This window comes from Pseudoruegeria aquimaris (assembly GCF_900172235.1).
GTDB lineage: Bacteria > Pseudomonadota > Alphaproteobacteria > Rhodobacterales > Rhodobacteraceae > Pseudoruegeria > Pseudoruegeria aquimaris.
Window position 1 is genome coordinate 55,531 of the sequence record NZ_FWFQ01000017.1, and the last position, 25,370, is coordinate 80,900.

Sequence of the window (25,370 nt, forward strand, 5' to 3'; positions counted from 1 at the left end):
CAGACGGAAGATCAAACAGTGACGGAGTGGGTATGATGAAACTGAAGAAGCGCATGATCGAGGGTGTGAAAGCGGAAGCCGAGGCCCTGACGCACAAGATGCCCTGGGAACGCGGCGCCCGCCGCAAGGCCTTCATCCTGAGCCGCGCGCTGAAAGAGCAGCCGCGCCGCCGCGCCCGCGCCTGACATCCTTTCCCTCGCGCCGGGGCAGGCCCGCACGGGCCACGCCGGCGCCGCGAATGGGCCGCCCCCTCGGGCGGCCCATTTGCCGTTTATCCGCACCTGTTTCCGCACCGGCTCCGCCTCTCCACCCGGCCGCCCCTGCCCGACCGCCCCCTGCCCCGGCGGCGCCCCGATTCGGCCCCGCCGCCTCCGCCAGCCCCGCCCAATTGTGGCAACGGACCATAGCTTGCGGAAACAGTCCCTGCCCGAACGGGGGAATTGCCCTCGCCGCGCAAATCAATGCTGCCGGAATTTTGACAATCCGGCGCCTGATCGCCCATCGTAGCCGCATAGTCCTTCTGCTTTCTCGGTGGGGGCCGGTGCAGATGTGATCAGGCGAAAGGCTGAACGCATGACCTACCCCCTCGACCCCATGCGCCTCACGGGGGAGGAAGCACGAGCCGGCACTGGCTCTCGGAACTGGAACGCTCACCCAGGCAGGCCCCCGTCGGAGTCTGTGCATACGCTGCGCCGCTACGACGTGGCCTGCCTCGGGACCCCTCTCGACGACATGCCCGGCGTTCACCGCTTCTCCCGCATCGCTCCGGCCAGCCCCCATGTGGACGCGGCCTTCGGCGCCTTTGCCCACGGCACCTTGCTGAACACGCCGGACGGCCCCTGCGCCATCGAGGATCTGGAGCCCGGCATCCGCGTGGACACGCTGCACAACGGCCCGCAACCGGTGGCGTGGATCGGCCGCATCACCATCGCCCCGGCCCATGCCACCTCGGGCGCACCCGCCCTGCCCCTGCTGAGGGTGCTGCCGGGCGCCTTCGGCGGCCTGCTGCCCGAGCGCGACATGCTTCTCGGCCCCTACGCGCGCATCCTGCGCGGCCAGGGCGATCAGGCCGCGCTGCGGCCAGTCAAAAGCCTCTGCGATGATCTCACCGTGGTGGAAACCGCGAGCGCATCGGCGATCAGCCTCTACCACATCGGCTTCGCCCGGCACGAGATCGTGCTCGCCGGCGGCCTGCCGATGGAGAGCTACCACCCGGGCGAAAGCTTCGAGGAGACCTGCCCGACGGAGGATCTGGCCACACTGGCAAGCCTCTTCCCCGCGCCGGGCGGCCTGCATCGGCTGGGGCGCACCGCCGTGCGGCAGATCGGCTTCGGCACCTGAACGGCCCCCATCCCGCGCGACCTCAGGGCGCGGGGCCGTCCTCGCGCCCGAGCGCGTGCAGCCGGGCGCGCAACTCCTCCGCGCGCGCATCTCCTGCTTCCAGCGCGAAAATGAAGGCCTGCGTCAGGTAGAAGGCCGCCCGGTCGCTCTCGGCGGGCAACACCAGCAGCGCGGCTTCACGATAGAGCCCCACGAGAGCGGGCCCGTCGCGGGCCGCATGGGCGGCCAGAAGCGCCGCCTCGATTTCCGCGAGCCGCCCGGCGCCGGCCGGATCGCTCACACCGCGCCCGCGCGCCGCCGCAGCAGTTGCGAGGCGACCCAGTGGTGGAACAGATGCGTCGGCCCGTCCATCGCCGGCGAAAACCGGCCGCCGTCGAACAGCACCCCATGGCGGCCCCGCTGCATCCCCTCGACGACGAAGACGTCCTCCTCGAACACGCCCTTCCAGAGTCGGGCGTTCTCCGCCCGCATCTCGGCGTAGTCCGGCCCCGCGGCCTCCGGCGCGGTGTAGTAGAGCGCGACGTGCTCGATCGTGCGCTCCGTCGAGAGCGGCTGCAGCAGGATGGCGAAGCTGTGATCGCGGTGCACGCCGAGCAGCACGTTGGGGTAGAGCGCCACGTATTCCGCTGCCGTCTCCCATTTCGCGCCCAGCCCCGGCACGTCGGGAAAGCGCGGCTGCCCCTCCCGCCTGAGTTGCTGGTAGACCAGCGTGCCCTGCCCCGAGTAGGCGCCGGGCGCCTCGATGTGATAGTGATCCTCCAGCCGCGAGTAGCTGTTGAGGCCCGGATGCACCCAGGGCAGGTGGTAGCTTTCGCAATAGTTCTCCACCGCCAGCTTCCAGTTCGTCGCCACGTCGAGTTCGAAACGGGAGTCCGCCCCGCCCGGCACGACCGGGTGCTCGAACTCCGCCCAGCGCGCCAGCAGATCGGCATGGACCTCCTCGAAGGGGGCCGCGGTGCCCGAGACGTTCACGAAGATCACGTCGCGCCAGAGGTGGTGGCGCACGCGGGTCAGGCCCAGATCGCCCTTGTCGACATCGGGATGTGTGTTGTGGCCGGGGCCGCCCACGTGCGGCGTGGCCCGCAGCTCGCCCGTGAGCGCGTAGCACCAGCTGTGGTATGGGCAGCGCAGAGCACCTTCCACCTTGCGCTTTTCCTCCACGAGGATCATGCCCCGGTGGCGGCAGGTGTTCTGGTAGACATGCAGCCGGCCTTCCCTGTCGCGCGCCAGCAGGAGCGGCATTCCAAGGAAATCCACAGGCATCACGTCGCCCGGTTCGGGCACATCGGCGCCGAAGCCCACGCCGGCCCAGTTGTCGAAGAGCACCGCCTGCCGCTCCTCCTCGAAGATCTCGGGCGAAACGTAATGCGCGTTGGGCAGCCCCCTGGCCTTGGACACTTCCTTCAGGACGGCCTCGAGATCGGTGGTGGCGACGTGCTGCATCGGGCTTTCCCTTCTCGGGCAGGAACAGATGCACGCACCATGACGCCCCGGCCCCCCTGCGCTCTATGCCAGCCAAGACACGGGGCGGTTCGGATGCGACACGCCGCCCGTGGAGCACGGAAAGCGCTGCGCATGAGCGATTCGGCGGTGATTCGCGATGTCGGGCATCTGTTAGCGCCACCGGGCGACAGCCCGCGTGGCACGCCTCAGGGTTGCAAGGTTCGCTCCGGATGCCCGGCGCAGCCCTGTGCACGGTGAAAAATCCAGCGTTTTCCGCAGCGCAGCGTTTTGTCAATTTTTTTACATTTTTTTGGCGAAACCGTCAAAATGCTTTACAGGAAAATAAAAGCTTTTCAGATGATTGCCCTATCCTTTACCTATTTCGCATCGGAGGAGACGCAGCGGCATTCGCCGCCTCGTCACAGCAATTTCAGGGGGGATCATTCTCGTGACCGATTCTGCACCAGCCACCTACGCACCTTCCGCGGAGTTCATCGCGAACGCCCACGCCGACGCTGCAACCTATGAGAAAATGTATGCCGCCTCGATCGAAGATCCGGCCGGCTTCTGGGCCGAGCACGGCAAGCGAATCGACTGGATCAAGCCCTTCACGCAGGTGAAGAACACTTCCTTCGAATTCGGCAACGTGAATATCCGCTGGTTCGAGGACGGCACGCTGAACGTCGCCGCCAACTGCATCGACCGCCACCTCGCCACCCGCGGCGATCAGACGGCCATCATCTGGGAGCCCGACTCCCCGGAGGAAGAGGCCAAGCACATCACCTACAAACAGCTGCACACCAGCGTCTGCCGGATGGCCAACATCCTGGAAGAACTGGGCGTGCGCAAAGGCGACCGGGTCGTCATCTACCTCCCCATGATCCCGGAAGCCGCCTATGCCATGCTGGCCTGCGCCCGCATCGGGGCGATCCACTCGATCGTCTTCGCCGGCTTCAGCCCCGACGCGCTGGCCGCCCGCATCAACGGCTGCGACGCCAAGCTCATCATCACCGCCGACGAAGCCCCGCGCGGCGGCCGCAAGACGCCCCTGAAATCCAACGCCGACGCCGCCCTGCTGCACTGCAAGGACACGGTGAAATGCCTGGTGGTGAAGCGCACCGGAGGCCAGACGACCTGGATCGACGGCCGCGACTTCGACTACAACGAAATGGCGCTCGAAGCCTCCGACGTCTGCGCGCCTGCGGAGATGAACGCCGAGGATCCGCTGTTCATCCTCTACACCTCCGGCTCGACCGGCCAGCCCAAGGGCGTTGTCCATACCTCCGGCGGCTATCTCGTCTATGCGGCGATGACGCACCAGTACACGTTTGATTACCACGACGGGGACATCTACTGGTGCACCGCCGACGTGGGCTGGGTGACGGGCCACAGCTACATCGTCTACGGCCCGCTCGCCAACGGCGCCACCACGCTGATGTTCGAAGGCGTGCCCACCTACCCCGATGCGGGGCGCTTCTGGGCCGTCTGCGAGAAGCACAAGGTCAACCAGTTCTACACCGCGCCGACGGCGATCCGGGCGCTGATGGGTCAGGGCACCGAGTTCGTGGAGAAATACGACCTGAGCAGCCTCAAGCTGCTGGGCACCGTGGGCGAGCCGATCAACCCGGAGGCCTGGAACTGGTACAACGACGTCGTCGGCAAGGGCCGCTGCCCGATCGTGGACACCTGGTGGCAGACGGAGACCGGCGGCCACATGCTCACCCCGCTTCCCGGCGCCCATGCCACCAAGCCCGGCTCCGCGCAGAAACCCTTCTTCGGCGTGCACCCGGTGGTGCTGGACGCCCAGACCGGCGAAGAGATCCACGCCACCGAGGCCGAGGGCGTGCTCTGCCTGAAGGACAGCTGGCCCGGCCAGATGCGCACCGTCTGGGGCGATCACGAGCGCTTCGAGAAGACCTATTTCTCCGACTACAAAGGCTACTATTTCGCCGGTGACGGCTGCCGCCGCGATGCCGATGGCGACTACTGGATCACCGGGCGCGTGGACGACGTGATCAACGTCTCCGGCCACCGCATGGGCACGGCGGAAGTGGAAAGCGCCCTGGTGGCGCACCCGAAGGTGGCCGAGGCCGCCGTGGTGGGCTACCCGCACGATGTGAAGGGCCAGGGCATCTACTGCTACGTGACCCTGATGAACGGGGTCGAGCCGTCCGAAGAGCTGCGCAAGGAGCTGCGCACCTGGGTGCGCACCGAGATCGGCCCCATCGCCTCGCCGGACCTGATCCAATGGGCGCCGGGCCTGCCGAAAACCCGTTCCGGCAAGATCATGCGCCGCATCCTGCGCAAGATCGCCGAGGATGACTTCGGCTCGCTCGGCGACACCTCCACGCTGGCGGAGCCCGCCGTGGTGGACGATCTGATCGCCAACCGCATGAACAAGGCGTCCTGACCATGGACACCGTTCAGCCCCGGCCCGAAACATCCGTCACCCTGATCCTTCTCGGCCCCCCGGGGGCCGGAAAGGGCACCCAGGCACGGATCCTGCAATCCCGCTTCGGCCTCGTGCAGCTTTCCACCGGCGATCTCCTCCGCGCCGCGGTGGCCGCGGGGACCGAAGCGGGCCGCAAGGCCAAGGCCGTGATGGAGGCCGGCGGGCTCGTCTCCGACGAGATCGTCCTGGCCATCCTCAAGGAGCGCATGGCCGAGCCGGACGTCGCCGCCGGGGTGATCCTCGACGGCTTCCCGCGCACCATCGGCCAGGCCGACGCGCTCGGCGCGCTGCTGGCCGAAGCCGGCAAGGCGGTGGATTGCGTGATCTCGCTGGACGTGGACGACGAGGCCATGATCGAGCGCATCTCGGGCCGCTTCAGCTGTGCGGCCTGCGGCGAAGGCTACCACGATACACACAAGACCCCGGCCAAGGCCGGCGTCTGTGACCAATGCGGAGGCACGGAGTTCAAGCGCCGCGCTGACGACAACGCCGAGACTGTGCGTGAACGGCTCGCCGCCTACCACGCCCAGACGGCACCGCTGATTGCCTACTACGACGAAAAAGGACTGCTGAAGTCGGTGGATGCGATGGGGTCGATCGACGCCATCACGGAAGCCCTCGGCACGATCGTCGCAGGCGTTTCGGCCTAACCGGTGCCCGCGCCCAAAGGAGAGGGGCCGCGGGACACCATCAAACAGAGGGAGAGAACGTGATGGCGGAAAATCCATCCGATAACGACTACTGGTCGGCGAACCTCCGGATCATCAAGGTCTGCCTTGTGATCTGGGCACTGGTTTCGTTCGGCTTCGGCATCCTGCTGCGCCCGCTTCTGTCGGGCATTCCCGTCGGCGGGACGGACCTTGGCTTCTGGTTTGCCCAACAGGGCTCGATCCTCGTCTTCCTGGCGCTGATTTTCTTCTACGCCTGGAAGATGAACAAGCTCGACGCCGAACACGGCGTTGAGGAGGAGTAAGACCCCATGGATCAGTTTACCATCAACCTGCTGTTCGTGGGCGCGTCCTTCGCGCTCTACATCGGCATCGCGATCTGGGCCCGCGCGGGCTCCACGTCCGAATTCTACGCCGCCGGTCGCGGCGTGCACCCCGTCACCAACGGCATGGCCACGGCGGCCGACTGGATGTCGGCGGCCTCCTTCATCTCGATGGCCGGCCTCATCGCCTTCACCGGCTACGACAACTCCTCCTTCCTGATGGGTTGGACGGGCGGCTACGTGCTGCTGGCCCTGCTGCTTGCGCCCTACCTGCGCAAGTTCGGCAAGTTCACGGTGTCCGAGTTCATCGGCGACCGTTTCTACAGCCCGACCGCGCGCCTCGTGGCCGTGATCTGCCTGATCGTCGCCTCGGTGACCTACGTGATCGGCCAGATGACGGGCGTCGGCGTGGCCTTCGGCCGCTTCCTCGAAGTGTCCAACACCACCGGCCTGCTGATCGGTGCCGCCGTCGTGTTCGCCTACGCCGTGTTCGGCGGCATGAAGGGCGTGACCTACACCCAGGTGGCGCAATACGTCGTGCTGATCACCGCCTACACCATCCCGGCGATCTTCATCTCGCTGCAACTGACGGGCAACCCGATCCCGGCGCTTGGCCTCTTCGGCGATCACGTCGCCTCGGGTGAGCCGCTGCTGGCGAAGCTCGACCAGATCGTGACGGAGCTTGGCTTCGCCTCCTACACGGAGCACCATGCCGACACGCTCAACATGGTCCTGTTCACGCTCTCGCTGATGATCGGCACCGCCGGCCTGCCGCACGTGATCATGCGCTTCTTCACCGTGCCGAAAGTCTCTGACGCACGCTGGTCCGCCGGCTGGGCGCTTGTGTTCATCGCGCTGCTTTACCTCACCGCCCCTGCCGTGGGCGCCATGGCCCGCCTCAACATCTCCGAGATGATGTGGCCCAATGGCACCAACGCCGAGGCTGTGTCCGTCGAGCAGATCGAAACCGATGAGAAATACGCCTGGATGGCGACGTGGCAGAAAACCGGCCTTCTCGACTGGGAAGACAAGAACGGCGACGGCAAGATCCAGTACTACAACGACAAGTCCGAGGCCCTGGCCGAGAAGGCTGCCGCGAACGGCTGGGAAGGCAACGAGCTGACCAAGTTCAACCGCGACATCCTCGTTCTGGCCAACCCCGAAATCGCGAACCTGCCCGGCTGGGTGATCGGCCTCGTGGCCGCCGGTGGCCTCGCCGCCGCGCTCTCGACCGCCGCCGGCCTGCTGCTCGCGATCTCCTCGGCCGTGTCCCACGACCTGATGAAGGGCCAGCTGACGCCCAACATCAGCGAGAAGGGCGAACTGCTGTCCGCCCGGATCGCGATGGCCGTGGCGATCTGCGTCGCAACCTACCTGGGCCTCAATCCTCCGGGCTTCGCAGCGCAAACCGTGGCTCTTGCCTTCGGTCTGGCCGCCGCGTCGATCTTCCCGGCGCTGATGATGGGGATCTTCAGCCAGCGCGTGAACAACAAGGGTGCCGTTGCCGGCATGCTCGTTGGCCTCACCGTGACGCTGATCTACATCTTCCTGCACAAGGGTTGGTTCTTCATCCCGGGCACCAACAGCTTCACCGATGCGGATCCGCTGCTGTTCACCATCAAGTCGACCTCCTTCGGGGCCATCGGCGCGATGCTGAACTTCATCACCGCCTACGTGGTGTCCAACGCGACCGAAGAAACGCCGCAAGAGATCAAGGACCTGGTTGCCAGCGTCCGCATCCCGCGCGGCGCCGGTGTGGCCCAGGATCACTAGGGCCTACCTTGTGGCCGGCGCGGCCCCCTGATCCGCGCCGGCCCTCTTCGTGGCACGCCCTCCCTTCCCGCTTCTGGGCGTGCCACACCCCCGCTTTCGAACGTTTTCGAGGTCGATGCCATGCCACTGCCCGCTTCAGACATCGCGGCCTTCCTGGCCGGCATCCACCCCTACGACACCCTGCCCGCCGCCGATCTGGCCCGCGTGGCCGAGGCCTGCACCCTGCAATCCATCCCCGCCGGCACCGAGATCTACGCCCCCGGCGCGCCGCTCGACGGCCTCTACATCGTCCATTCCGGATCGGTGGACGTGGAGGACGCCAACGGCGTGCAGCTCTCGCATCTGCGCAGCCGCAACTCCTTCGGCGAGCGCGGGCTGCTGCGCGACGGCAGGGCGGTCACCCGCGCCCGCGCCGCGAGCGACGCGCAGCTCCTGCTGCTGCCCACCGACACCTTCCTCGCCCTGCTGAAGGCGCAGCCGAGCTTCGCGCGTTTCTTCGACCGCTCCCGCGCCGCCCCCACCGCGCGGCCCAGCGATCTGGGCGCGATCGGCATCGGCGAGCTTATGGCGCGCGATCCCCTCACCTGCACCCCGGACACCCCCGTCACCGAGGCCGCGCGGATCATGCGCGACAACCGCGTTTCCAGTCTCGGCGTCGTCGGGCAGGACGGCCGGCTCCTGGGCATCCTCACGATCCGCGATCTCGCCTACAAGGCCGTGGCCGGCGGCACGCCCGGCAGCGCGCCCGTGTCCGAGGTGATGCGCGCAGACCCGGTGACCCTGCCGCCCAGCGCGCTCGGCACCGACGTGCTGCACAAGATGCTCGAACTTGGCGTGGGCCACCTGCCCGTGGCCGAGAACGGCCGGCTCCTCGGCATGGTCACCCAGACCGATCTGACCCGGTTCCAGGCGCTCTCGGCCTCCGCCCTCGTGGCCGAGGCCGCGCTCGCGGCGGATGCGGAGGGCCTCGCGAAGGTCACCGCGCGCATCCCGCAGATGCTGGCGCAGCTCGTGGGCGCCGGGAACCCCCATCACACCGTCACCAGGCTGATCACAGACGTGGGCGATGCCGTCACCCGCCGCCTGCTCACGCTGGCGGAGCAGAAGCTCGGCCCGCCGCCGGTGCCCTACCTCTGGCTGGCCTGCGGTTCGCAGGGCCGCCGCGAGCAGACGGGCGTTTCGGACCAGGACAACTGCCTGATCCTCGACGACGCCTTCACCGAAAGCCAGCGCCCCTATTTCGAAGCCTTCGCAAGGTTCGTCTGCGACGGGCTGAACGCGGCCGGCTACGTCTACTGCCCGGGCGAGATGATGGCGACCACGCCGAAATGGTGCCAGCCGCTGGCGACATGGAAGCGCTACTTCCGGGGCTGGATCGCCAAACCCGACCCGCAGGCGCAGATGCTGGCCTCGGTGATGTTCGACCTGCGCCCCATCGGCGGCAGCGAGGCGCTGTTTGCCACGCTTCAGGCCGAAACGCTGGAGGCCGCCAGCTCCAATTCGATCTTCGTGGCCCATATGGTCAGCAACTCGCTCAAGCACACGCCGCCGCTCGGGCTGTTGCGCGGCTTCGCCACCATCCGCTCCGGCGAACACAAGAACACGCTCGACCTGAAGCACAACGGCGTGGTGCCGGTGGTGGACCTGGGCCGCGTCTACGCGCTTCAGGGCCGGCTCACGGCCGTCAACACCCGCGCACGCCTGCTGGCCGCCGGAGAGGCGGGCGTGCTTTCGGCCTCCGGCGCAAGGGATCTGGTTGATGCCTACGACCTGATCGCCCAAACTCGGCTGGAGCATCAGGCCGGCCAGATCAAGGCAGGCGGCACCCCCGACAACTTCCTGCCGCCCGTCGCGCTCTCCGACTTCGAACGCTCCCACCTGCGCGACGCCTTCGTGGTCGTCCGCACGCTGCAATCCTCGATCGGCCACGGCCGCTCCATGCTCGGGTAAGCCCATGTTCTTTGATTTCATCTCCACCATCGCGATCGGCTTCTGCGCTGCCGGCGTGGCGCTCCTGCTCAACCACCTGCTGCGCGGCCGCCTGCCCCGCTGGCTGGCGCCCGTGGCCGCCGGCGCAGCGATGATCGGCTTCACGATCTGGAGCGAATACACGTGGTATCCGCGCACGCTGCTCACCCTGCCCGAAGGCATCGAGGTGGCACAAACCTACGAACACACCGCCCCCTACCGGCCCTGGACCTACGTCAAACCCTACGTGAACCGCTTCTCGGCAGTGGATCAGGCCACCCTGCGCCGCAACGAGAAGGTGCCGGGGCAGGTGATGGCGGATGTCTATCTCTACAGCCGCTGGCAGCCGCTGGCGCGCGTGCCGGTGCTGGTGGATTGCGAGGGCAGCCGCATGGCCGATCTGGTGGCCGGCGCCGAGTTCGACGCCGACGGCGCCATCACCAACGCCAACTGGCAGGCGCTCGAACCGGGCGAGGCGCTGCTGGCGCGCACCTGTGCCGCCGGCCAAGGCGGCTGACCGAAACGGAGGACGATGCAACATGGCGAAATCGGTGCTTCTGGTCGAAGACGAAGACAACATCGCCGCGGCGCTGGAGATCATGGTCGGCCGGCAGGGCTACGCCATGAGCCGCGTGGACAACGGCGGCCACGCCGTCGCCGCCATCACCGAACAGCACCCCGATCTCGTCATCCTCGACGTCACCCTGCCCGAGGTGTCGGGCTACGAGATCTGCCAGCGGCTGCGCGATGACGCCAGTTTCGACGACGTGAAGATCCTGATGATGACGGCGCGCGGCTCCGAGATGGACCGCCGCAAGGGGCTGGCGCTGGGGGCCGATGATTTCCTCGCCAAACCTTTCGCGATGAAGGATTTCACCGACAAGATCTCGGCACTGCTCGAAGCCGCGCCCACCGCCCCGGCCGGCGCGCCGCGCGGCCCGCGGGAGGCGCGATGATCGAACGCCTCTCCCTCCGGCTGCGCATCTTCCTGTTCTTCGCGCTCGTGGGCCTCGGCGGCACGGCCGCCGTCGCCGGGGCGCTGGCCTGGGGCTATGTCCGGCTCGGCGAGCCCGAGGCGCTGTCCGCCTTCGTCACCTCGGGGCTGGTGGCCGGGTTCACGCTGCTGGTGATGAGCGCCGGAATCTGGCTGCTCTTCGATGAACACGTCGCCAAGGCGGTGGAGCGCCTCGCGAGCGACATGCGCAGCCGCGCCCATGCCGACGTGGACGGCGCGCTCGACGGCAGCAGCGCCAAATACCTCGGCGATCTCGCCCCCGCCGCCGCGGCCGTGGCCAGCGGGCTGGCAGAAACCAAGACGGCGCTGCAGGAGGCCATCGCGCGGGAAACCGCCACGATCGAGGAAAACCGCGCGCGGCTCGAGGCGATCCTCGCCGAGGTGGAGGCCGGGATCATCCTTTGCACCGCCGATCACGAAGTCGCCTTCTACAACGGCCCCGCCCGCGCCCTGTTCCCGGAAGGACGGCTCGGGCTCGGACGGCCGCTGTTTTCCTGCCTCAAGCCCGGCCCCCTGCGCCACGCGCAGAAACGGCTGCAGGACGCACCGCCGGGCACCGCCAGCGATCTCCTCTGCGTCTCCGAGGCCGGGCAGATCCTCGCCGGGCGGATGCGGCTCTTCTCCGCCGGGCGCCAGGGCGGCTACCTGCTGAGCCTGCGCGACGTGACGGCCCCGCTGCGCAACCAGCTCGCCCGCGACGCCGCCCTCTCCGGCGCGCTGGAAGAGATGCGCCGCCCCGCCGCCGGCCTGCAGGCGCTTCTCGAAGTGCTCGACACCGATCTGCCGCCGGAAGACCGCTCCCGCCTGCTCGCCGCCATGGCGGAGGAAACCGAAACGCTCGTCGGCCAGATCACCGGGCTGATCAACCGCCGCATGCAGGAAGACCGCTCCGGCGACTGGTGGCCGATGCCCCTGATCCACGCCGAAGACATCCGCGCCGGCCTCGCCGCCGGGCTCGGGGTGCCGGCGACGGCGGAAGCGCTGAGCCTGCCCTGCGACGGCTACGCGCTGGTGCAGCTGGCCACCGCGCTCGGCCGCCGCCTGCAGGAGAGCGGCCGCGGCGACGGCCTGAAGGCCGCGCTTTCCCGCGTCGCGCCGGGCGCGGCGCTGGATCTGCTCTGGCAGGGGCCGCCCCTGTCGGTCACCGATCTCGACGCCTGGCTGGACGCCCCTTTCGAGGCCCATCTGCCCGGCATCACCGGGCGCCGCCTGCTGGACGTGCACGGCGCCGAGGCCTGGCCCGAACGCGCCGCCGGCGGCGGCCACCGCCTGCGAATCCTGCTGCCCCGAACCGGCACCGAAACAGAGGGCGGCTCCGGCACCGAACCCAAGGCGCTTCCGCCGGCGCAGGCGGACGAACCCGCCGCCGTCTACGATTTCGATCTGATCACCCGCCCCGCACCTCCCGACATCGCCCAGAGCCCGCTGCGCGCCCTGCCCTACGTGGTCTTCGACACCGAAACCACGGGGCTCTCGGTGCTCAAGGGCGATCGCATCGTGCAGATCGCCGCCGTCCGGATCGTGAACGGGCGCATCCTGCAGAGCGAACGCTTCAACACGCTGGTGAACCCGGAGCGCCCGATCCCGCCCGCCGCCACGAAGATCCACCACATCACCGACGCAGACGTGGCACACGCCCCCACCCTCGCCACCGCCGGAAAAGCCTTCCACGACTATTGCGAAGGCGCGGTTCTGGTCGCCCACAACGCCCCCTTCGACATCGGCATGCTGCGCCGCGACAAGGCGGAGTTCGGTGCGGTCTTCGATCACCCGGTGCTCGATACGGTGCTGCTCTCCGCCGTCGTCTTCGGCCAGTCGGCCGAACATTCGCTGGATGCGCTCGCCGAAAGGCTCGGCGTCACCATCCCGCCCGCGCTGCGCCACACGGCGCACGGCGATGCGCTGGCCACGGCGCAAGTCTTCCTCAAGCTGCTGCCGATGATGGAAGCGCGCGGGATCCGCACCTTCGCCGATGCCACCCGCAAGACCCGCGAACACGGACGGCTCCTCGCCGACTTGAACTGACGTTCAGGCAAAACGGGGTGCCCCGCACCCCGCGGATACCTCCGGTCAAGGGATCGGCCCCACTTTGTTCCGAAAATATCCCGGGGGAGCCGCCGCAAGCGGCGGGGGCAGAGCCCCCTACTCCGCGGCCACGCTACCCTGCCCCGCCGGCTCCACCCGCACGGCGGCGAACTTGAACTCGGGGATCTTTCCGAAAGGATCCAGTGCCGGGTTGGTGAGGATGTTGGCGGCGGCCTCCACGTAGGCAAACGGCAGGAAGACCATGTCCTCGGCCACCGCGCGGTCGGCGCGGGCCATGACTTCGACGCTGCCGCGCCGCGTGGTGAGGCGCACCATTGCACCGGGGGCAAGGCCCATGCGGCGCAGGGTTTTCGGGTGCAGCGAGCAGTTGGCCTCGGGCTCCACCGCGTCCAGCACCTTCGAGCGGCGCGTCATCGAACCGGTGTGCCAATGTTCCAGCTGGCGCCCGGTGGTGAGGATCATCGGATACTCCGCGTCCGGCGCCTCGTCGGGGGCGATCACGGCGGCCGGGGTGAAACGGGCGCGCCCCTCGGGCCGCGGGAAGCCGTCGCCGAAGACGATCGCCTGCCCCGGATCCTCGGGCGAAAGCGAAGGGTAGGTCACGGCATTCTGCGCCTCAAGCCGTTCCCAGGTGATATTGGCCAGCGAGCGCATGGTGAGCTTCATCTCGGCGAAGATCTCGCGCGGGTGGGTATAGGCCCAGGGCAGCCCCAGCCGCTTGGCCAGTTCCACCTCGATCCACCAGTCCTCGCGCGCCTCTCCCGGCGGTGCGACGGCCGGGCGGCCCATCTGCACCTGGCGGTTGGTGTTCGTCACCGTGCCGGTCTTCTCGGCGAAGGCGGAGGCGGGGAGGATCACGTCGGCGTAGTTGGCGGTTTCGGTGAGGAAGATGTCCTGCACCACGAGGTGTTCGAGCTTCGCCAGCGCGTCGCGGGCGTGTTCCACGTCCGGATCGCTCATGGCCGGGTTTTCACCCAGGATGTACATGCCGCGGGTGTTGCCGGCGTGGATGTCGTCCATGATCTCGGTGACGGTGAGCCCCTTCTCGGAGGAGAAATCGCCGGACTGCCAGATCTCGGTGAAGGCAGAGCGCACGCCGTCGTCCGTCACCGTCTGGTAGTCGGGCAGGAACATCGGAATGAGGCCGGCATCGGAGGCGCCCTGCACGTTGTTCTGGCCGCGCAGCGGGTGCAGCCCGGTGCCGGGGCGCCCGACGTGGCCGCACATCAGCGCGAGCGAGATCAGGCAGCGGGAATTGTCGGTGCCGTGGATGTGCTGGCTCACCCCCATGCCCCAGAAGATCATCCCCGCCTTGGCGGTGGCGAAGGTGCGGGCCACGTCGCGCAGCACCTCGGCCTCGATGCCGCAGACCTCGGCCATCTTCTCGGGCGCAAAGTTGGCCAGATGCGCCTTCTCGGCCTCCCAGTTCTCGGTGAAGGCCTCGATATACTGCTGATCGTAGAGCCCTTCTTCCACGATCACGTGCATGATCGCGTTCAGCATCGCCACGTCGGCGCCGGGGCGGAACTGCAGCATGTGGCAGGCGTGCCGCCGCAGGCCGACGCCGCGCGGGTCCATCACGATCAGCTTGCCGCCGCGCTTGGCGAACTGCTTGAAATAGGTCGCGGCGACGGGGTGGTTCTCCACCGGGTTGCAGCCGATGGCGATGGCCACGTCGGCGTGCTCGATCTCGTTGAAGGTGGCGGTGACGGCCCCGGAGCCGACATTCTCCAGCAGCGCCGCCACCGAAGACGCGTGGCAGAGCCGGGTGCAGTGATCGACGTTGTTGTGGCCGAAGCCCTGCCGGATCAGCTTCTGGAAGAGATAGGCCTCTTCGTTGGTGCATTTGGCCGAGCCGAAGCCCGCCACGGATCTGCCGCCGTGGGCGGCCTTCAGGCGCGCCAGCCCCCCGGCGGCGGCGTCCAGCGCCTCTTCCCAGCTGGCTTCGCGGAAATGGGTGAACGGATTGGCCGGATCCACGTTCAGCCCCTTGGGCGGCGCATCCGCACGGCGGATCAGCGGTTTGGTGAGCCGGTGCGGGTGGTGGATGTAATCGAACCCGAAGCGCCCCTTCACGCAGAGGCGGCCTTCGTTGGCCGGGCCGTTGATGCCCTCCACGTATCTGATCGCGCCGTCCTTCACCTTGAGCGAGACCTGGCAGCCCACGCCGCAAAAGGGGCAGACGCTTTCGACCTCGGAGTCGTAGTCGGCGGAATCGCCCACCTGGTCGGCGTCCAGCACCGTCTTGGGCATCAGCGCGCCGGTGGGGCAGGCCTGCACGCATTCGCCGCAGGCCACGCAGGTGGAGGCGCCCATGTCGTCGCCCATGTCGAACACCGGGTAGGCATCATGGCCGCGCCCGGCCATGCCGATCACGTCGTTCACCTGAACCTCGCGGCAGGCCCGCACGCAGAGGCCGCACTGGATGCAGGCATCGAGGTTCACGCTCATGGCGACGTGGCTGTCGTCCAGCAGAGGGATGCGCTCGGCCTCCAGCGTCGGCAGGCGGCTTTCGGAAACGCCCTGCGCGGCGGCCATATCCCAGAGGTGGGAGGATTTATCGTGCGCCACGGCCTGTTCGGGCTGATCGGCCAGCAGCATCTCCATCACCATCTTGCGGGCACTCTCGGCCCGCGCGGAGGCGGTGTGCACCACCATGCCCTCCGCAGGCGTGCGGATGCAGGAGGCCGCCAGCGTGCGCTCGCCGTCGATCTCCACCATGCAGGCGCGGCAGTTGCCGTCGGCGCGGTAGCCGGGCGCATCCTTGTGGCACAGGTGCGGGATCAGCATGCCCTCGCGCTTGGCCACCTCCCAGATGCTTTCGCCTTCGCTGGCCTGCACTTCGCGGCCATCGAGCGTGAAACGGACGGTATCGGACATGGCGTGGCTTCCTGTGTCGGCAGCGGTGTTCGGCCCAGAGTAGAGCATTTCGCCCCCCGGTGCAGCGGGCCATCCGCGACGGCCGGTGCACCTTTTGCGCCACCGCGGTTTCCGATCATGACAGCGCGCCGCGCATCGGGGCGCAATTCGGGTTTACCTCCGTGCCTGAGCCTCTATCACTGTGCCTCGGCCACGGGAGAACGGGGAGGGCTCATTGGCGGAACTGATTCTGGTGCGGCACGGGCAGGCCAACAGCACGGCCCGCGACGCCGACAGCTACGACAACCTCTCGGCCCTCGGCATCGAGCAGGGCCGCTGGCTCGGCGAGACCCTGCGCCGCGAGGCCAAGCCCTTCTCGCGCACGCTCTGCGGCAGCCTGCGCCGCCATCACCAGACCGCCGCCGCCATGGGCCATGACACCCGCCTCACCGATCCACGGCTGGACGAGTTCGACTACTTCGGCCTCGCGCAGCAGATGCAGGCCGAGCATGGCATCGCCATGCCGGAAGACGGTGCCGGCTTCGCCGCCCATGTGCCCGTCCTGCTGGAGCATTGGCAGCGCGGGGCGCTGTCGGAGGTGACGGAGAGCTTCGAGGCTTTCGAGGCCCGCGTGGCCGATGCCCTGCGGGACCAGGTGGCTCCCGGCGGCCGGGTCCTGCTGGTGACGTCGGGCGGCGTCATCGCGATGGCGCTGCGGATCGTGCTCGGCCTCGATCTCGCCGCCACCAGCCGGATCATGCTGCAGGTCATGAACACCTCGCTGCACCGGATCGAACATATCCACGGCGAGATGATGCTGGCGCAGTTCAACGCAACCCCGCATCTCGATGCGCCGGACCGCGCCCATGCGCGCACCTTCGTTTGAGGATCCGCCATGATGAAGCTCTACTACGCCCCCGGAACCGTCGCCGTGGCCTCGGCCATGGCACTTGAGGAAGCCGCGATCGCCTATGAACCGGTGCTCGTGGATTTCAGCACCGGCGCGCAGACGAAACCCGCCTACCACGCGGTGAATCCGAAGGGCCGGGTGCCCGCTCTGGAATCGGAGCACGGGCTCCTAACCGAGACCGGCGCCATCCTCGAATACATCGCCGCGCTGGCGCCGGAGGCGGGGCTGATGCCCACGGATCCGTGGCAGGCGGCGCAGGTGCGCGCGCTGATGCACTACCTCGGCAACACCATGCACGTGGCCCATGCCCACAAGATGCGCGGCCACCGCTGGGCCGATCAGGAAAGCTCCTTCGCCGACATGGCGGCGAAGGTGCCGCGGACCATGGCCGAATGCTGCGCCTACCTGGAGGCGCATGTGCTGACCGGCGCGGCTTCCGCGCTCGGCGACCGCTTCACGCTGGGCGACGCGTGGCTCTTCACCGTCTGCCGCTGGCTGGAAGGGGACTCGGTGGACATCTCCGCCTATCCCAAGCTCGCCCGCCATTTCACAACCATCGGCGCGCGGCCCTCGGTGGCCGTTCTGCGCGACAAGGGAATCCTGCCATGACGACACATCTCTGGGTCCGGGCCGAACAGCGGCCCAACGAGGAACGCGTGGGCCTCACGGCCGAGGGCGCGAAGGCGCTGATCGCCAAGGGCATCCGCGTGACGGTCGAGGAAAGCTCGGTGCGCGCGCTGCCGCTTCAGCCCTACATCGATGCCGGCTGCGAGATCGCGCCGGAGAACAGCTGGCCCGAGGCCCCGCGCGACGCGATCATCTTCGGCCTGAAGGAACTGCCCGAGGACGGCACGCCCCTGCCCCACCGCCACATCATGTTCGGCCACGCCTACAAGGGCCAGCACTCCGGAAAGGCCCTGCTTGAGCGTTTCAAGGCCGGGGGCGGCACGCTCTACGATCTGGAATACCTCGTGGACGAAACCGGCCGCCGCGTCGCCGCCTTCGGCTACTGGGCCGGCTATGCGGGCGCCGCGGTGACCCTGAAATGCTGGGCCGCCCAGCAGCACGGCGGGATCTGCGGCCCTGTGGGCGTCTATGCGAGCAAGGACGCCCTTCTCGCCGATCTCGAGGCCGAACTCGCGGCCACGGCAGCCGCAAGGCCCACCGCCATCGTCATCGGCGCCTTGGGGCGCGTGGGCACGGGCGCGGGCGATCTGCTGGACGCCATGGGCGTATCCGTCACCCGCTGGGACATGGCAGAAACCGCCTCCGGCGGCCCCTTCCCCGAGATCCTGGACCACGACCTGTTCCTCAACTGCATCTTCGCCCGTCCGGGCACACCCGTCTTCGTTCCGCGCGACGCGCTCGGGGCGGCGCGCCGGCTGACCGCCATCGGCGACGTGGCCTGCGACCCCGACAGCGACTACAATCCGATCCCCGTCTACGATCGCGCCACCACCTGGGCCGCGCCCGCCCTGCGGGTTGCCGAGGATCCGGTGCTCGACGTGATGGCGATCGACAACCTGCCCTCCCTTCTGCCGGCCGAATCCAGCGAGGATTACGCCGCGCAGCTGCTGCCTTCCCTGCTGACGCTCGACGCGCTGGACGCCGGCGTCTGGGGCCGGGCGGAGGCAGAATTCAACAAGCATATCAAGGCACTCTGAAGGAGAGACAGCATGACGATCCATTGGTGTGGCACCGGCCTCTCCGCCATTCCCGGCCTGCGCCGGCTTTTGGAGGCCGGCCACGAGATCACCGTCTGGAACCGCACCACGGCCAAGGCCGAAGAGGCGGTGGGAGACCTGGCGAACGACATCCGCGCCTTCTCGCCCGAGGCGCTTTCGGCGGCCGTGAACGCGGGCGATGTCGTCGTGTCGATGCTGCCGGGAGACTGGCACGTGCCGCTTGCGGAGATCTGCCTTGAGAAGGGCGCGCATTTCGTTTCTTCGAGCTACATCTCACCGGAGATGCGCGCGCTGGATGCCGCCGCCCGCGACAAGGGCCTGTGCTTCGTGAACGAGGTGGGGCTCGATCCCGGCATCGATCACCTGATGGCCCACTGGCTGGTGGCCGACTACCGCGCCAGCGCCGCCTTAGACGCCGGCAACACGCTCTCCTTCATCTCCTACTGCGGCGGCGTGCCGAAGATCGCCAACGCCTTCCGCTACAAGTTCAGCTGGTCGCCGCTCGGCGTGCTGAAGGCGCTGCGCTCGCCGTCGCGCTCGATCCGCGATTTCGCCCCGCTCGACGTGGCGCGCCCGTGGGATGCGATCAGCAGCTACACCGCGCCGCTGCCCACGCCGGAGGCCTTCGAGGTCTACCCCAACCGCGATTCCCTGCCCTTCATGGAGGACTACGGTTTCGAGCCCGGCTGGAAGGTGAAGGAATTCGTGCGCGGCACGCTGCGGCTCAATGGCTGGGCCGAGGCCTGGGCCGATGTCTTTTCCGAGATCGAGACGCTGGAAGGCCCCGAGGGCGATGCCCGCCTGAAGGAAATGAGCGATCAGTTCTGGGCCGAAAACGCCTATGACGAAGGCGAGCCCGACCGCGTGGTGCTCTGCGTCGCGCTGAAGGCCGAAAAGGACGGCGTGCCCGTCTACCACAAGAGCTACGTGATGGATGCCTGGGGCGATGCGCGCGGCAGCGCGATGGCCCGGCTCGTCAGCGTGCCTGTCTCGCTCGCGATCGAGGCGGTTCAGGCGCGCGAGATCCCTGCGGGCGTAAGCGCCGCACCCTCGGATCCGAAACTCGTCTCGCGCTGGATGGGCGAGATCGGCACCCTCGCCCAGCACCTCCAGGTGGTGGACCACCTCGCCTGACGGCAAGCCCCCGGCGATGGGCCGGGCCGGCGATCCCGGACGGCGCCGTGCGCGGCGCCGCCGACCCTAATCCAGTTTGCGCGCCTCGCTGACCAGCATCACCGGGATGCCGCCGCGCACCGGAAAGGCGAGATTGGCCGCCCGGGAGATCAGTTCCTGGGTCTCGGGGTTCCACTCCAGCCGCTGCTGCGTCACCGGGCAGACGAGCGCCTCCAGCATCCGGGGGTCGAAGGTGCCCTCTTCCTTCATTGCATGACCTCTTCTTCACTGCCGCCGCTGCGCAGGGCAAATTCGATCAGCGTCACCAGCGTTTCGCGCCGGGTCCGCAGGGACGGCGCTTCGAGCAGCGCCTGCTTGTCTTCGTTCTCGAAGGGGCAGAGCATGGAGAGCGAGTTGATCAGCAGCTCGTCCTCCGCCTCCCGCATGGCATCCCAGTCGGTGCTCAGATCCCGCGCCGCGAAGTAGCGCCCGAGCAGGGCGAGAAAGCCGGCCCTGTCGAAGCCGTCGTCCTTCTCGGCGGCACCAAAATCCTGTTCGAAGCCGGCCCAGCTGACATCGGCCTTGATGTAGGGGCTGAAGCCGGGCACCTCGCGCTCCAGCCGGAAGCGGGAAATGCCCGAGAGGGTGATCATGTAGCGGCCGTCCTCCGTTTCGGAGAAGCCGGTGACCCGCCCGGCGCAGCCGATCCTGTGCAGCGATTTCCCGGTGCCGCCCGGCGTCTCCATCGGCTGCACCATGCCGATCAGCCGGTGGCTCGTCTTGAGCGTGTCATCGAGCATCGCGAGGTAGCGCGGCTCGAAGATGTGCAGAGGCAGACGGGCCCGAGGCAGCAGGAGCGCCCCGGGCAAAGGGAAGACGGGAATGGTGTCCGGCAGATCCGCGGCTGGAAACATGGCCATGAAGATAGCCCGAAACCGCGATCAGGCAAAGATCATGGACGAGAGCTTGCGCCGGCCGTTCAGAACGATCGGATCCTGGGGCTTCAGAGCGTCGAAAATGGTGAAGAGCTGCGCCTTGGCCGCGCCGTCGTTCCACTCGCGATCCCGGCGGAAGAGCTCCAGCAGCTCGGCCACCGCCGCCTCTGCATCGCCGTTGGCGTAGAGCGCCTTGGCCAGCTCGAAGCGGGACTCGTGATCGTCGGGGTTCGCCTCTACGGCGGCGCGCAGATCGGCCACGGGGCCGGCGTCGGCGGCCTGCTCGGCGAGTTCGATCTGGGCGCGCACGGCCTCGATCGCGGCGGCCCCGGCGATCTCGGCGGGCACGGCCGCCAGCATCGCCTTGGCCTGATCGGCCTGGCCCAGCGCCAGCTGCGCGCGCATCATCCCGGCGTAGGCCGCGGCATTGGCGGGATCTTCTTCGAGGATGGCGGCGAAGGTCTGGGCGGCATCCACCGCCGCGCCTTCGGCCAGCATCTCTTCGGCGGCGGCCACGGCCTCGGCGAGGCCACCGTCACCCGCCAGCGCGGCGACGCGATCGATGAAGGCGGAAATCTCCGAAGGCGGCAGCGCGCCCTGGAAGCCGTCAACCGGCTGGCCCTGCCAGAAGGCATAGACCGTGGGGATGCTCTGGATGCGCAGCTGGCCGGCGATCATCTGGTTCTTGTCCACATCGACCTTGGCCATCTTCACCTTGCCGCCGGCGGCCTTGACCGCCGCTTCCAGCGCGGGGCCGAGCGTCTTGCAGGGGCCGCACCAAGGGGCCCAGAAATCCACGATGACGGGAACGTTCTGGCTCTCTTCCACCACGTCGGCCATGAAGGTGGCCTCGGTGACATCCTTGATCAGATCCTCGGCCGGGGCTCCGCCCTGTGCGGGTGTGTTGCCGAATTCCAGCATGAAAGCCTCCTGACTGTATCGCTTGGGCGCTGTTTCAGGGCTTTAGATGGCGCAAAGGGGGGGCGCTTGCAAGGGGCGGAGCCGCAGCGGGGCCGGCGCTGTCGTTGGCGAAGCGACGGAAAGAGGGGCACTTGGGGATTTGAACGAAGTGAGGCGGCAGGACCCCAAGCACCTGCCGCCTGCCTCGGTCGCGCGCGACCGGAACGGGCGCCCGCGTGGGGCGCCCGTAACTGTCTTCCTCTCGGGAAGGGAAGCGTCGGAACGGGCGCCGGGATCCTGGCCCGGCACGACCGGACCGCGACTTAGAGGTCGGGTTCGATCAGCTCGTTCAGCGTGGCGCTCGAAGGATCGACGCCAGCCAGCTTGGCGAGCATCGCCTTGCCTTGGCCCGGCACGGAGGAGGTGGAGACCACGCCGTTGTCGGTGAAGGTGCCGGCCTGGCTCAGGATGAAGCGGACTTCCTCGTCATCTTCCTCGCGCTGAGCCTGGATCAGGCGCTCCAGCTGGGCGATGGTGAAATCGGCCGGGTCCACGCCGGCTTCCGCGGCCAGCTGGGCCTTGCCGGCGTTCACGGAGGCGCCGTCCAGCGTGTTGACGGAAGTGTCGGCACCCTGGCTCAGGATGAAGGCGACGGCTTCCTTGTCGTTGTCGCTGATGGCTTCCTGCAGGCGCTGCAGCTGGGCGACGTCGTAGATGCCGGGGGTCACGCCAGCCTCATAGGACATCTGGATCGCGGCAGGGGAGTTCGGGTTGCCGGCGAAGGCCGGAACGGCGAGAGCGGCGGCGACGGCGGTGAGAGCGATTTTCTTGAACATTTCGTTTTCTCCTTGCGACCCTGTTGGGGATCCGGGCCGCGGTTTGGGGTTTTGGTATCGGTGGGCTTGGGGCCCGTCGTTGCGATGAGTTGGATGTATGGCCGTGCCGCGGCGATGAAAAGGGGCCGGGTCCGGACGGGCAGGCAGGAGGCCGCCGCCAAATCCGTCGGCGCAGAAGATGTGCATTTTTGTGCAGACGGAGCGAGACCCCGCGCCGCCCACCCAGCGCCCGTTCCGCCCATTTCGCAGGCGGAAAAGGCAAAGAAGGGAGCTTGTAAACCTGTGAGTTTCCTCACGCCCGATCACGGCGGCGCGAGATCGGGCCAAAGCGCGTGCGCCGGGCCTTGACCGGATCAGTTTCGACCTGCGCAGAGATTTACAGGCGGGTGAAAAAATTTGTGCAGGATTTTTCTGTCCCGGCCGCCGTGGCAGGCGGCGAAAAGCGGGAGTCTGCCCTCAGAGTTCGCGCAGGAAGCCCCGCAATTCGGCCGCGATCGCCTCCGAATGGGTATAAGGCAGCCCGTGCCCGGCCCCTTCAATCACCTCCTGCCGGGCCTTTCGGTTGATCTGGGCGAGTCGCCCGAGCGCGGTTTTCGGGATCACGGCATCCTCGCCGCCCCAGATCGCCATCAGGGGCACCCCGGCGGCGGCAAGCCGTGCGTGACCCTCGCTTCCGTCCTCCGCGAGGCAGTGGCGCAGGCTTGACAGCACCGCCGGAAGGAAGCCGCCCCGGCCCAGCGCCGCCAACTGCGCCTCGCGCACACCCGGCGGCGCGCCCTCGGCAGCGGCGGCGCGGCGAAATCCACGCCTCATCATCATGCGCCCGATCCCGAGCATGAGCCAATCCCCCAGCAGGGGCACGTCCCGCGCGAACGCCTGCCAGCGCGGGAGAGCCAGGCCGAGCCCGGCCGGAGCCAGCAGCAGCAGGCGGCCCACCCGATGCGGCGCGTCTGCGGCGAAGGCGGTGCCGATCACGCCGCCCATCGAGTAGCCGATCACGAGGTCGCAGTGATCCACGCCCTGCGCCTCGAGCAGCGCGTCGAGCTGGGCGAGGAAGAAGCCCGTGCTCTGGGCGCCACCCTGCGGCTCCGAGCCGCCCCGGCCGGGCAGATCGTAGGTCAGCACCCGGAACCCCATGCGCGTGAGATGGGGCACGAGCGGATCCCACGCCGGCTGCGGCGTCGTCAGCCCGTGGATGCAGAGCGCCACGGGGCCCTTCACCGGCCCGTGCCAGCGGCAGAGCGTGCGCGCGCCCGGCTCACCGATCCTGTGCTCGCCCGCCTGCGCCGCCCGCCGGCCCTGCCCCGCCACAGGGCGGCGGCGCTCCAGCAGGAAGGGGGCCGCCGCAGCGACCAGAAGGATCAGGAGGGCCAGCAGCCAGCCCATGGCTCAGCCCGCGCCCTGAGCGGCGGACCAGACCTTCAGGATGTGGTGCGCGGTCATCAGGTCCAGATGTGCGCCGCCGCCATTCTTGAAGAAGGTGATCTCCGCGTCACCGGTGCGGGTGAACCGCCCGGCGGGCAGATCGTAGAAATCGGCCAAGATGTCGGCCTCGGAGATCACGCCTTCGGCGAGCGGGATCTTCAACTCGCCGATATGGCCGAGCGTGGTGTCGCGGCTGTCCACGAAGAGGCTGGCGCGGCGCAGAACCTCGTCGTCGTATTCGCGCATGTCGGCCCGGTAGGCGCCGATGCCGTCAAGGTGCTGGCCGGGGCGCAGCCACGCGCCCTTGATCAGCGGTGCGGTGGACATGGTGGCCGAGGTCACGATGTCGGCGCGGCGCACGGCGGCTTCCAGATCCGTCACGGCCTCGGTCTCCGGGTGTTCGGCGGCAAAGGCCTCGGCGGCGGCGGGGGTGCGGTTCCAGACGAGGAAGCGCGCGCCGGGAAAGCCCGCACCGTAGGCGGGGCGCAGCGCGTGCCCGACGGTGCCCGCGCCCACGATCAGGATCACCTCGCTGTCCGGCCGCGCCAGCTTGCGCGCGGCAAGCAGGCTGTCGCCGGCGGTCTTCCACTTGGTGACGAGGTGGAAATCCACCATCGCTTCCAGCGTGCCGTCGGCATCGGAAAAGAGGCTCACCGCGCCGTTGATCGTCGGCCCCCCGCGAGCCGCGTTGCCGGGAAAGACGGTGGCGGATTTCACCGCGATGCCGAGGCCGTCTATGAAGGCGGAGCGCGACAGCAGCGTGTCTTCGCCCCGGCGCAGGAAGGTATCGCCGATCTCGGCGCGGGGCAGGCCGTGACCGGCCTCCAGCGCTTCCGTCAGGGCGAGCCAATCGAGATGCGGCTCGGCCTCCGCGCGGCTGATGATGGGCAGGCTCACAGGCCGGCCTCCGTTTCCGAAAGCAGCCCGGCCTCGACCAGCGCCCGTGCCCAGGCTTCCGGCCCCGTAAAGAGATGCGTCTGCCAACCGCGCGCCTTGGCGGCGGCGATGTTGTCGGCGCGGTCATCGGCAAAAAGGAGCGCCTCGGGCGCGATGCCGCTGTCGGCTTCGAGAGCGGCGTAGATTTCGGGCGCCGGCTTCGCCATGCGCATGTGGCCGGAGATGTAGCGGCGGTCGAACTCCTTCAGGAAAGGGTATTCGACTTCGGCAAGCGCGAAGGTCTCCACCCCGAAGTTGGAGAGCGCGAAGACCGGCACGCCCGCCTTGCGCAGCGCGCGCAGCAGCGCGACCGAACGGGGGATGGCGGGGCTCGCCATGCGCAGCCAGTCGTCGTGCCAGAGGCGGATCTCGGCGGCGAACTCCGGGTAGGCCTCGGCGCAGGCCATGACGGTATCGTGGAAGTTCTCGCCCAGATCGACGCGATCGTTCATCGCGTGCAGATCGACGGCGGCGAACATCTCCTTGCGGCGGGCCTCGCCGATCACGCTGTCATAGTGGCGCTCGGGCTGCCATTCGATCAGGACGTTGCCGATGTCGAACACCACGGCTTCGGGTTTGGGCATGGGGTTTCCTTGGGTGATGGCGGGTTTCTGGCACAGTCCCGACTCTGGCGGGGGTTATCAAGTAAGAAACGAGGGCAGCGCCGTCCCGCGGGGTGGCGCAAAGCGCCGCCCCATGGGGGCGGGTCGGCGCTGCCCGGCGTTGCCGCCGGCGAGGGCCC

The 25,370-nt window shown here is 68.3% G+C and carries 25 protein-coding genes; 15 read left to right on the forward strand and 10 right to left on the reverse strand.

The window, feature by feature from the left end; all coding sequences use genetic code 11:
* The first annotated feature begins 32 nt into the window (after nt 1-32).
* Nucleotides 33-185: a hypothetical protein gene (locus tag PSA7680_RS18725; RefSeq protein WP_176244130.1), complete on the forward strand. Its 153-nt coding sequence runs from the start codon at nt 33-35 to the stop codon at nt 183-185.
* Nucleotides 186-678: 493 nt separating this feature from the next.
* Entirely contained in the window at nt 679-1,341 is a 663-nt protein-coding gene (locus PSA7680_RS12465; protein ID WP_176244135.1) for a Hint domain-containing protein, read from the forward strand.
* 22 nt (nt 1,342-1,363) lie between these two features.
* Here PSA7680_RS12465 and PSA7680_RS12470 read toward each other — a convergent pair whose 3' ends face one another.
* Both PSA7680_RS12470 and PSA7680_RS12475 read right to left on the reverse strand, forming a co-directional pair.
* Nucleotides 1,364-1,621: a hypothetical protein gene (locus tag PSA7680_RS12470; RefSeq protein ID WP_176244136.1), complete on the reverse strand. Its 258-nt coding sequence runs from the start codon at nt 1,619-1,621 to the stop codon at nt 1,364-1,366.
* Nucleotides 1,618-2,784, reverse strand: coding sequence for an aromatic ring-hydroxylating oxygenase subunit alpha (locus PSA7680_RS12475; protein ID WP_085869048.1), 1,167 nt, complete (start codon nt 2,782-2,784; stop codon nt 1,618-1,620). The genes PSA7680_RS12470 and PSA7680_RS12475 overlap by 4 nt, the downstream gene beginning before the upstream one ends.
* Before the next feature lie 230 nt (nt 2,785-3,014).
* On the opposite strand from PSA7680_RS12475, the gene PSA7680_RS18530 reads away from it, so the two are divergent.
* The 9 genes from PSA7680_RS18530 to PSA7680_RS12515 all read left to right on the forward strand — a co-directional run bounded on the left by PSA7680_RS18530 (nt 3,015) and on the right by PSA7680_RS12515 (nt 13,008).
* Complete coding sequence (locus PSA7680_RS18530; protein ID WP_139838635.1) at nt 3,015-3,236, forward strand: hypothetical protein; 222 nt, start codon at nt 3,015-3,017, stop codon at nt 3,234-3,236.
* Nucleotides 3,233-5,194, forward strand: coding sequence for an acetate--CoA ligase (gene acs, locus PSA7680_RS12480; protein WP_085869049.1), 1,962 nt, complete (start codon nt 3,233-3,235; stop codon nt 5,192-5,194). The genes PSA7680_RS18530 and acs overlap by 4 nt, the downstream gene beginning before the upstream one ends.
* Nucleotides 5,195-5,196: 2 nt before the next feature.
* Entirely contained in the window at nt 5,197-5,886 is a 690-nt protein-coding gene (locus PSA7680_RS12485) for an adenylate kinase (RefSeq protein ID WP_085869050.1), read from the forward strand.
* A gap of 62 nt (nt 5,887-5,948) precedes the next feature.
* Complete coding sequence (locus PSA7680_RS12490; RefSeq protein WP_085869051.1) at nt 5,949-6,209, forward strand: DUF4212 domain-containing protein; 261 nt, start codon at nt 5,949-5,951, stop codon at nt 6,207-6,209.
* A 6-nt stretch (nt 6,210-6,215) separates the two neighbouring features.
* The gene (locus PSA7680_RS12495; RefSeq protein WP_085869052.1) at nt 6,216-8,000 is read left to right on the forward strand and encodes a sodium:solute symporter family protein; all 1,785 of its coding nucleotides are present in this window, start codon (nt 6,216-6,218) and stop codon (nt 7,998-8,000) included.
* A 120-nt stretch (nt 8,001-8,120) separates the two neighbouring features.
* Nucleotides 8,121-9,950, forward strand: a complete 1,830-nt coding sequence (locus PSA7680_RS12500) for a DUF294 nucleotidyltransferase-like domain-containing protein (protein ID WP_085869053.1) — start codon at nt 8,121-8,123, stop codon at nt 9,948-9,950.
* A gap of 4 nt (nt 9,951-9,954) precedes the next feature.
* Nucleotides 9,955-10,485 (forward strand): hypothetical protein, encoded by a 531-nt coding sequence (locus tag PSA7680_RS12505; protein ID WP_085869054.1) that lies wholly within the window; start codon nt 9,955-9,957, stop codon nt 10,483-10,485.
* Nucleotides 10,486-10,507: 22 nt separating this feature from the next.
* A complete protein-coding gene (locus PSA7680_RS12510) occupies nt 10,508-10,924 on the forward strand; it encodes a response regulator transcription factor (RefSeq protein ID WP_085869055.1) in 417 nt (138 codons plus the stop codon).
* Nucleotides 10,921-13,008 (forward strand): 3'-5' exonuclease, encoded by a 2,088-nt coding sequence (locus PSA7680_RS12515; protein WP_085869056.1) that lies wholly within the window; start codon nt 10,921-10,923, stop codon nt 13,006-13,008. The genes PSA7680_RS12510 and PSA7680_RS12515 overlap by 4 nt, the downstream gene beginning before the upstream one ends.
* A 117-nt stretch (nt 13,009-13,125) precedes the next feature.
* Here the strand turns inward: PSA7680_RS12515 and fdhF are convergent, their stop codons facing one another.
* Entirely contained in the window at nt 13,126-15,909 is a 2,784-nt protein-coding gene (fdhF, locus tag PSA7680_RS12520) for a formate dehydrogenase subunit alpha (RefSeq protein ID WP_085869057.1), read from the reverse strand.
* Nucleotides 15,910-16,123: 214 nt separating this feature from the next.
* Between fdhF and PSA7680_RS12525 the strand changes: the two genes are divergently transcribed.
* Genes PSA7680_RS12525 through PSA7680_RS12540 form a run of 4 tightly spaced genes read left to right on the forward strand, consistent with a single transcriptional unit; the run spans nt 16,124 to nt 19,617 of the window.
* On the forward strand, nt 16,124-16,774 hold the full coding sequence (locus PSA7680_RS12525) for a histidine phosphatase family protein (protein ID WP_085869058.1): 651 nt from the start codon (nt 16,124-16,126) through the stop codon (nt 16,772-16,774).
* Between the two features lie 12 nt (nt 16,775-16,786).
* Nucleotides 16,787-17,407 carry a glutathione S-transferase family protein gene (locus tag PSA7680_RS12530; protein WP_085869086.1) on the forward strand — a complete coding sequence of 207 codons (621 nt, stop codon included), beginning with the start codon at nt 16,787-16,789 and terminating at the stop codon, nt 17,405-17,407.
* Nucleotides 17,404-18,462: a saccharopine dehydrogenase gene (locus PSA7680_RS12535; protein ID WP_085869059.1), complete on the forward strand. Its 1,059-nt coding sequence runs from the start codon at nt 17,404-17,406 to the stop codon at nt 18,460-18,462. Before PSA7680_RS12530 ends, PSA7680_RS12535 begins: the two co-directional genes overlap by 4 nt.
* Nucleotides 18,463-18,474: 12 nt before the next feature.
* Complete coding sequence (locus tag PSA7680_RS12540) at nt 18,475-19,617, forward strand: saccharopine dehydrogenase family protein (RefSeq protein ID WP_085869060.1); 1,143 nt, start codon at nt 18,475-18,477, stop codon at nt 19,615-19,617.
* Nucleotides 19,618-19,683: 66 nt separating this feature from the next.
* Here the strand turns inward: PSA7680_RS12540 and PSA7680_RS12545 are convergent, their stop codons facing one another.
* The 7 genes from PSA7680_RS12545 to PSA7680_RS12575 form a co-directional block, all read right to left on the reverse strand.
* The gene (locus PSA7680_RS12545) at nt 19,684-19,866 is read right to left on the reverse strand and encodes a Trm112 family protein (RefSeq protein ID WP_085869061.1); all 183 of its coding nucleotides are present in this window, start codon (nt 19,864-19,866) and stop codon (nt 19,684-19,686) included.
* Nucleotides 19,863-20,510 carry an LON peptidase substrate-binding domain-containing protein gene (locus PSA7680_RS12550; RefSeq protein ID WP_085869087.1) on the reverse strand — a complete coding sequence of 216 codons (648 nt, stop codon included), beginning with the start codon at nt 20,508-20,510 and terminating at the stop codon, nt 19,863-19,865. Before PSA7680_RS12550 ends, PSA7680_RS12545 begins: the two co-directional genes overlap by 4 nt.
* A gap of 27 nt (nt 20,511-20,537) precedes the next feature.
* Nucleotides 20,538-21,452, reverse strand: coding sequence for a thioredoxin family protein (locus tag PSA7680_RS12555; protein WP_085869062.1), 915 nt, complete (start codon nt 21,450-21,452; stop codon nt 20,538-20,540).
* 302 nt (nt 21,453-21,754) lie between these two features.
* Nucleotides 21,755-22,267 (reverse strand): hypothetical protein, encoded by a 513-nt coding sequence (locus tag PSA7680_RS12560; RefSeq protein ID WP_085869063.1) that lies wholly within the window; start codon nt 22,265-22,267, stop codon nt 21,755-21,757.
* Nucleotides 22,268-22,723: 456 nt separating this feature from the next.
* On the reverse strand, nt 22,724-23,653 hold the full coding sequence (locus PSA7680_RS12565) for an alpha/beta fold hydrolase (RefSeq protein WP_085869064.1): 930 nt from the start codon (nt 23,651-23,653) through the stop codon (nt 22,724-22,726).
* A 3-nt stretch (nt 23,654-23,656) separates the two neighbouring features.
* Complete coding sequence (locus PSA7680_RS12570) at nt 23,657-24,589, reverse strand: ornithine cyclodeaminase family protein (protein WP_085869065.1); 933 nt, start codon at nt 24,587-24,589, stop codon at nt 23,657-23,659.
* A complete protein-coding gene (locus PSA7680_RS12575) occupies nt 24,586-25,212 on the reverse strand; it encodes an HAD family hydrolase (RefSeq protein ID WP_085869066.1) in 627 nt (208 codons plus the stop codon). The genes PSA7680_RS12570 and PSA7680_RS12575 overlap by 4 nt, the downstream gene beginning before the upstream one ends.
* Between the last annotated feature and the right edge of the window lie 158 nt (nt 25,213-25,370).

What these genes read in the sequence shown, in the direction of transcription:
- PSA7680_RS18725 (WP_176244130.1), top strand. Translation starts at nt 33, where the DNA reads ATGATGAAACTGAAGAAGCGCATGATCGAGGGTGTGAAAGCGGAAGCC.
- PSA7680_RS12475 (WP_085869048.1), bottom strand. Translation starts at nt 2,784, where the DNA reads ATGCAGCACGTCGCCACCACCGATCTCGAGGCCGTCCTGAAGGAAGTG.
- PSA7680_RS18530 (WP_139838635.1), top strand. Translation starts at nt 3,015, where the DNA reads ATGCCCGGCGCAGCCCTGTGCACGGTGAAAAATCCAGCGTTTTCCGCA.
- PSA7680_RS12485 (WP_085869050.1), top strand. Translation starts at nt 5,197, where the DNA reads ATGGACACCGTTCAGCCCCGGCCCGAAACATCCGTCACCCTGATCCTT.
- PSA7680_RS12490 (WP_085869051.1), top strand. Translation starts at nt 5,949, where the DNA reads ATGGCGGAAAATCCATCCGATAACGACTACTGGTCGGCGAACCTCCGG.
- PSA7680_RS12495 (WP_085869052.1), top strand. Translation starts at nt 6,216, where the DNA reads ATGGATCAGTTTACCATCAACCTGCTGTTCGTGGGCGCGTCCTTCGCG.
- PSA7680_RS12500 (WP_085869053.1), top strand. Translation starts at nt 8,121, where the DNA reads ATGCCACTGCCCGCTTCAGACATCGCGGCCTTCCTGGCCGGCATCCAC.
- PSA7680_RS12505 (WP_085869054.1), top strand. Translation starts at nt 9,955, where the DNA reads ATGTTCTTTGATTTCATCTCCACCATCGCGATCGGCTTCTGCGCTGCC.
- PSA7680_RS12510 (WP_085869055.1), top strand. Translation starts at nt 10,508, where the DNA reads ATGGCGAAATCGGTGCTTCTGGTCGAAGACGAAGACAACATCGCCGCG.
- PSA7680_RS12515 (WP_085869056.1), top strand. Translation starts at nt 10,921, where the DNA reads ATGATCGAACGCCTCTCCCTCCGGCTGCGCATCTTCCTGTTCTTCGCG.
- fdhF (WP_085869057.1), bottom strand. Translation starts at nt 15,909, where the DNA reads ATGTCCGATACCGTCCGTTTCACGCTCGATGGCCGCGAAGTGCAGGCC.
- PSA7680_RS12530 (WP_085869086.1), top strand. Translation starts at nt 16,787, where the DNA reads ATGAAGCTCTACTACGCCCCCGGAACCGTCGCCGTGGCCTCGGCCATG.
- PSA7680_RS12535 (WP_085869059.1), top strand. Translation starts at nt 17,404, where the DNA reads ATGACGACACATCTCTGGGTCCGGGCCGAACAGCGGCCCAACGAGGAA.
- PSA7680_RS12540 (WP_085869060.1), top strand. Translation starts at nt 18,475, where the DNA reads ATGACGATCCATTGGTGTGGCACCGGCCTCTCCGCCATTCCCGGCCTG.
- PSA7680_RS12545 (WP_085869061.1), bottom strand. Translation starts at nt 19,866, where the DNA reads ATGAAGGAAGAGGGCACCTTCGACCCCCGGATGCTGGAGGCGCTCGTC.
- PSA7680_RS12550 (WP_085869087.1), bottom strand. Translation starts at nt 20,510, where the DNA reads ATGTTTCCAGCCGCGGATCTGCCGGACACCATTCCCGTCTTCCCTTTG.
- PSA7680_RS12555 (WP_085869062.1), bottom strand. Translation starts at nt 21,452, where the DNA reads ATGCTGGAATTCGGCAACACACCCGCACAGGGCGGAGCCCCGGCCGAG.
- PSA7680_RS12560 (WP_085869063.1), bottom strand. Translation starts at nt 22,267, where the DNA reads ATGTTCAAGAAAATCGCTCTCACCGCCGTCGCCGCCGCTCTCGCCGTT.
- PSA7680_RS12565 (WP_085869064.1), bottom strand. Translation starts at nt 23,653, where the DNA reads ATGGGCTGGCTGCTGGCCCTCCTGATCCTTCTGGTCGCTGCGGCGGCC.
- PSA7680_RS12575 (WP_085869066.1), bottom strand. Translation starts at nt 25,212, where the DNA reads ATGCCCAAACCCGAAGCCGTGGTGTTCGACATCGGCAACGTCCTGATC.